At 71.5% G+C, this 5,896-nt stretch carries 4 protein-coding genes; all 4 read right to left on the bottom strand.

What is annotated here, in order from left to right; all coding sequences use genetic code 11:
- Positions 1-38: 38 nt before the first annotated feature.
- The gene (thrC, locus tag ACFU6K_RS29025; RefSeq protein WP_380667948.1) at positions 39-1,139 is read right to left on the bottom strand and encodes a threonine synthase; all 1,101 of its coding nucleotides are present in this window, start codon (positions 1,137-1,139) and stop codon (positions 39-41) included.
- A 10-nt stretch (positions 1,140-1,149) separates the two neighbouring features.
- Positions 1,150-2,442, bottom strand: coding sequence for a homoserine dehydrogenase (locus tag ACFU6K_RS29020; protein ID WP_380667946.1), 1,293 nt, complete (start codon positions 2,440-2,442; stop codon positions 1,150-1,152).
- Positions 2,443-2,580: 138 nt separating this feature from the next.
- Complete coding sequence (lysA, locus tag ACFU6K_RS29015; protein WP_380667944.1) at positions 2,581-3,972, bottom strand: diaminopimelate decarboxylase; 1,392 nt, start codon at positions 3,970-3,972, stop codon at positions 2,581-2,583.
- Positions 3,973-4,061: 89 nt separating this feature from the next.
- Entirely contained in the window at positions 4,062-5,723 is a 1,662-nt protein-coding gene (argS, locus tag ACFU6K_RS29010; protein ID WP_380667942.1) for an arginine--tRNA ligase, read from the bottom strand.
- Positions 5,724-5,896 lie beyond the last annotated feature (173 nt).

Raw genomic sequence — 5,896 nt, 5'->3', positions numbered from 1 at the left:
CCCTCGAAAGGGTCGGCCCGTCGGGGCGTCAGGACCCTTTACCGGTCGAGCAGTCCGAGGCTGCGGGCGGCCGCCTCCGGGTCGATCGGGACGATCTGCGGCTGCGGCGCGCCGGCCACCGCCCAGTCCGGGTCCTTCAGGCCGTTGCCGGTCACGGTGCAGACGATCCGCTGGCCCGGGTCGACCAGGCCGGCCTCCGCCTTGGCCAGCAGGCCGGCCACCGAGGCGGCCGAGGCGGGCTCCACGAAGACGCCCTCCTGCGAGGCCAACAGCCGGTAGGCGGACAGGATCTGACGGTCCGTCACCTTGTCGATGAGGCCGCCGGACTCGTCCCGTGCGGCGAGCGCGAAGTCCCAGGAGGCCGGGTTGCCGATCCGGATCGCGGTGGCGATGGTCTGCGGCTTGAGCACCGGCGCGCCGTCCACGATCGGGGCCGAGCCGGAGGCCTGGAAGCCCCACATCCGCGGGGTGCGGGTGGCGAGGCCGTCGGCGGCGTACTCGCGGTAGCCCTTCCAGTACGCGGTGATGTTGCCCGCGTTGCCGACCGGCAGGACGTGGATGTCCGGGGCGTCGCCGAGCATGTCGACGATCTCGAAGGCCGCGGTCTTCTGGCCCTCGATCCGCACCGGGTTCACCGAGTTGACCAGCGCCACCGGGTACTTCTCGGACAGTTCACGCGCAAGGGTGAGGCAGTCGTCGAAGTTCCCGTCGACCTGGAGGATCCTGGCGCCGTGCACCAGCGCCTGGCCCATCTTGCCGAGGGCGATCTTGCCCTGCGGGACGAGCACCGCGGAGACCATCCCGGCCCGCACCGCGTACGCGGCGGCGGAGGCCGAGGTGTTGCCGGTGGAGGCGCAGATGACCGCCTGCGCGCCCGCCTCCTTGGCCTTGGAGATGGCCATCGTCATCCCGCGGTCCTTGAAGGAGCCGGTCGGGTTGGCGCCCTCGACCTTGAGGTAGACCTCGCAGCCGGTGCGCTCGGAGAGCACCTGGGCGGGGACCAGGGGCGTGCCGCCCTCCAACAGGGTGACCACCGGGGTGGCCGCGGTGACCGGCAGGCGGTCCCGGTACTCCTCGATCAGGCCGCGCCACTGGTGGGTGTGCGCGCCTCGGACGACGTTCTCGGCAACGGCGTTCATGGCTGGTTCCTTATTCCCCTTCGACCCGCATGATGCTGGCCACGTCCCGCACGCTGTCCAGCGCGCGGAGCTTGTCGACCGTCGCCGACAGCGCGGCGTCGGTGGCACGGTGGGTGACCACGACGAGCGAGGCGTCGCCGTCGCGGCCCTGCTGGCGCACGGTGTCGATGGAGACGCCGTGCTCGGCGAAGACGGATGCCACCTGGGCGAGCACGCCCGCGCGGTCGTCCACGTCCAGGCTGACGTGGTAGCGGGTGACCACCTCGTCCATCGGCTTGGCCGGCAGCCGCGTGTACACCGAGTCACCGGGACCGGTGGCGCCGGCGAGCTTGTTGCGGCAGACCGCGACCAGGTCGCCGAGCACCGCGGAGGCGGTCGGCGAGCCGCCCGCGCCGGGGCCGTAGAACATCAGCCGGCCGGCCGCCTCGGCCTCGACGAACACCGCGTTGTACGCCTCGCGGACGGAGGCCAGCGGGTGCGACAGCGGGATCATCGCCGGGTGGACGCGCGCGGTGACGGACTCGCCGTCCGCGGCCCGCTCGCAGATCGCGAGCAGCTTGACCACGCAGCCCATCTCCTTGGCGGAGGCGATGTCGGCCGCCGTCACCTCGGTGATGCCCTCGCGGTAGACGTCCGCCGCGGTGACCTTGGTGTGGAAGGCGATGCCGGCCAGGATCGCGGCCTTGGCGGCGGCGTCGAAGCCCTCGACGTCGGCCGTCGGGTCGGCCTCGGCGTAGCCCAGCGCGGTGGCCTCCTCCAGCGCCTCCGAGTATCCGGCGCCGGTGGTGTCCATCTTGTCGAGGATGAAGTTGGTGGTGCCGTTGACGATCCCCAGCACCCGGTTGACCTTGTCCCCCGCGAGGGACTCGCGCAGCGGGCGCAGCAGCGGGATCGCGCCCGCCACCGCGGCCTCGTAGTACAGGTCCACCCCGGCCTCGGCGGCCGCGGCGTGCAGCTCGGTGCCGTCCTTGGCGAGCAGCGCCTTGTTGGCGCTGACCACCGAGGCGCCCTGCCGGAAGGCGGACAGGATCAGCGATTTGGAGGGCTCGATGCCGCCCACCACCTCGACCACCACGTCGATGTCGCCCCGGTTGACCAGGGCCTCGGCGTCGGTGGTGACCAGGTGCTCGGGGACGCCCGGGCGGGTCCGCCCGGCCCGGCGGACCGCGATCCCGGCCAGCTCGACCGGAGCGCCGATGCGAGCGGCGAGGTCGTCGGCCGTCGTCGTCATGATGCGCGCCACCTCGGAGCCCACCACACCACAACCCAGCAACGCCACCTTCAGCGGGCGCGTACGCATCATCCGACTCCGCTCTGCATTCATCTGCTTCGGTAATTTCCGGCGGGTTTTCCTGGACCGCCGGGAACTTCGGTCTCTACCAGTCTCCGGGACTTTCCGTACGGATCTACGGTCGTTCCATGATCTGAGACGAGGATTTCGTCATCCGATATCCAGACGCAGGAGATCCTCCTCCGTCTCGCGCCGGACGATCACCCGCGCCGCACCGTCCCTGACGGCGAGCACGGGGGGCTTGAGGGCGTGGTTGTAATTGCTCGCCATCGACCGGCAGTAGGCGCCGGTGGCGGGCACCGCGATCAGGTCGCCGGGGGCCAGGTCGGCCGGCAGGAAGGCGTCCCGGACGACGATGTCGCCGGACTCGCAGTGCTTGCCGACCACCCGCACCAGCATCGGCTCGGCGTCGCTGGTGCGCGACACCAGGGCCACCGAGTACTCGGCGTCGTACAGCGCGGTGCGGATGTTGTCGGACATCCCGCCGTCCACGCTGACGTAGGTGCGCAGGCCCTCCAGCGGCTTGACGGTGCCGACCTCGTACAGCGTGAACGCCGTCGGGCCGACGATCGCCCGGCCCGGCTCCACGCTCAGCCGGGGGGCGTCCAGGTCCGCGGCGGCGCACTCGCGGCGGACGATGTCGGCCAGCGCGGCCGCGATCTCGGCCGGCTCGCGCGGGTCGTCCTCGCTGGTGTACGCGATGCCGAGGCCGCCGCCGAGGTCGATCTCGGGCAGCTGGACGCCGTGCTCGTCACGGATCCCGGCCAGCAGGCCGACCACCCGGCGGGCGGCCACCTCGAAGCCCGCCATGTCGAAGATCTGCGAGCCGATGTGCGAGTGGATGCCGCGCAGCTCCAGGCTGTCGTGGCCGAGCACCCGGCGCACCGCCTCGGCGGCCGCTCCCCCGGTGAGGGACAGGCCGAACTTCTGGTCCTCGTGCGCGGTGGCGATGAACTCGTGGGTGTGCGCCTCGACGCCGACGGTGATCCGGATCAGCACCTGCTGGCGCACGCCCTGGCGGGCGGCGATCGCGGCCAGGCGCCCGATCTCCTCGTAGGAGTCGACCACGATGTGCCCGACGCCGGTCTTCACCGCGTGTTCCAGCTCGTCCGCCGACTTGTTGTTGCCGTGCAGCGCGATCCGCTCCGGCGGCATCCCGGCGGCCAGGGCGACCGCCAGCTCGCCCGGGCTGCACACGTCGAGGTTGAGGCCCTCCTCGTGCAGCCAGCGCACGACGGCCTTGGAGAGGAACGCCTTCCCGGCGTAGTAGACGTCCGCGTCGGTGCCGAAGGCGTCCCGCCAGGCGCGCGCCCGGGACCGGAAGTCCTCCTCGTCCAGCACGTAGGCGGGGGTGCCGAACTCGGCGGCCAGCCGCTTGACGTCGATGCCGCCGACGGTCGCCACGCCCTCGGCGTTCCGGGCGACGGTGCGCGACCAGACCTTGGGGTCGAGCGCGTTCAGGTCGGCGGGCGGGGCCTGGTAGTGGCCCTCGGGCAGGACGTCGCCGTGACGGGGGCCTGCCGGGTGTGCGGAGCGACTCATCTTCGGAGATCCTTCGAGACCTATGGCGAGGGGCGGCGACGGTCCCCGTTGACCGTCAGCCGCCCCCGCCGTGCGCTTGGGGGTGGTGCCTACATCCGCTCGGGCGCCGTCACGCCCAGGAGCGTGAGTCCGTTGGCGAGCACGGTGCGCGTCGCCTCGACCAGCCAGAGGCGGGCGCGGTGCGTGTCGGAGAGCTCCTCGTCGCCCTTGGGCAGGAACATGCAGTTCTCGTACAGGCGGTGGTACTTGCCCGCGAGGTCCTCCAGGTAGCGCGCGACCCGGTGCGGCTCGCGCAGCTCGCCGGCCGTGGCCAGCACCCGCGGGAACTCCGCGAGGTGGCCGAGCACGTCGGACTCCCACTCGGTGGCGAGCAGTTCGGGCTTGAACTGCTCGACCGTGCCCTTGTCCACGCCCAGCTCGGCGGCCTTGCGGGCCACGCCGCACATCCGGGTGTGCGCGTACTGGACGTAGAAGACCGGGTTCTCGTTGGTCTGGCTGGTCAGCAGGTTGATGTCCAGCGTGATCGTCGAGTCCGTGGAGGAGCGCGCCAGGGTGTAGCGGGCGGCGTCCACGCCGATCCACTCGACCACGTCGTCGATCGTGATGATGTTGCCGGCCCGCTTCGACATGCGGACCTCTTCGCCGTCGCGAAGCATCTTCACGAACTGGCCGATCTTCACCTCGATGTTGTGGTTCATGTCGTCGCCCGCGCAGGCCGCGATGGCCTTGAGGCGGTTGACGTAGCCGTGGTGGTCGGCGCCCAGCATGTAGAGCGCGACCTCGGCGCCGCGGTCCCGCTTGGACAGGTAGTACGCGGCGTCGGCGGCGAAGTAGGTCTTGTCGCCGTCGGCCTTGACCAGGACGCGGTCCTTGTCGTCGCCGAAGTCGGTGGTGCGCAGGAAGACCGCGTCGTCCTGCTCGAAGACGTGGCCCTGCTCGCGCAGCCGGTCGATGGCCTTCTCGACCGCGCCGGAGTCGTGCAGCGTCTTCTCCGAGAACCACACGTCGAAGTGGGTGCCGAACTCGTCCATCGAGCGCTTGATCTCGGCGACCATGAGCTTGAGGCCCTCGGTGCGGAAGACCTGGAGCTGCTCCTCCTCGGAGAGGTCGAGCACGCCCGGGATCGCGTCGGTGAGCGCCTTGGCGATGTCGACGATGTACTCGCCGACGTAGCCGTCCTCGGGCGCCGGGCGGCCGTTCGCGGCGGCCCGCAGCGAGGCGGCGAACTTGCCGATCTGCACGCCGGCGTCGTTGAGGTAGTACTCGGTGGTGACGTCGGCGCCGGAGGCCCGCAGCACGCGCGCCATCGAGTCGCCGACGGCGGCCCAGCGGACGCCGCCGATGTGGATCGGGCCGGTCGGGTTGGCGGAGACGAACTCCAGGTTGATCCGCAGGCCCTTGAGGGCCTCGTTGCGGCCGTAGGCCTCGCCCGCCTCGACGATGGTGCGCGCCAGCGCACCGGCGGTGGCGGTGTCCAGGGTGATGTTCAGGAAGCCCGGACCGGCGATGTCGACCTTGGCGACGCCGGTGATCCCTCGCAGGCGGTCGGCCAGCAGCTCGGCAACGGCTCGCGGCGGCTTGCCGGCCGCCTTGGCGAGCTGGAGGGCCACGTTGGTCGCGTAGTCGCCGTGGTCCCTGTTCTTGGGCCGCTCGACCGTCACGTGCTCGGGCACGGCGACGGCCAGCTCGCCCGCCTCGACGGCGGAGCTCACTGCGGCCTGGATTGCCTGGGAAAGGTCTGCGGGGGTCACGACGCCAAGCGTAGGCGAGACGGGGTGCCCGCCCGCCACCCGGTTTACCGGTTGAGACGCCGGGGCGCCGTGGTTACCGGGTCTCAGCCGCGATCCGTCCGTTCTGTTCGCTCAGGGCGAACTGCGTCGGACGGGCCGGCCCGGCGCTCGCCGGACGGCCCGGCGGACTTCTC

Source organism: Kitasatospora sp. NPDC057512 (genome assembly GCF_042802135.1).
In the GTDB taxonomy this organism is placed as follows: domain Bacteria; phylum Actinomycetota; class Actinomycetes; order Streptomycetales; family Streptomycetaceae; genus Kitasatospora.
Note: the sequence above shows the minus strand (reverse complement) of the source record. Positions and strands in the feature narration are given on the sequence as shown.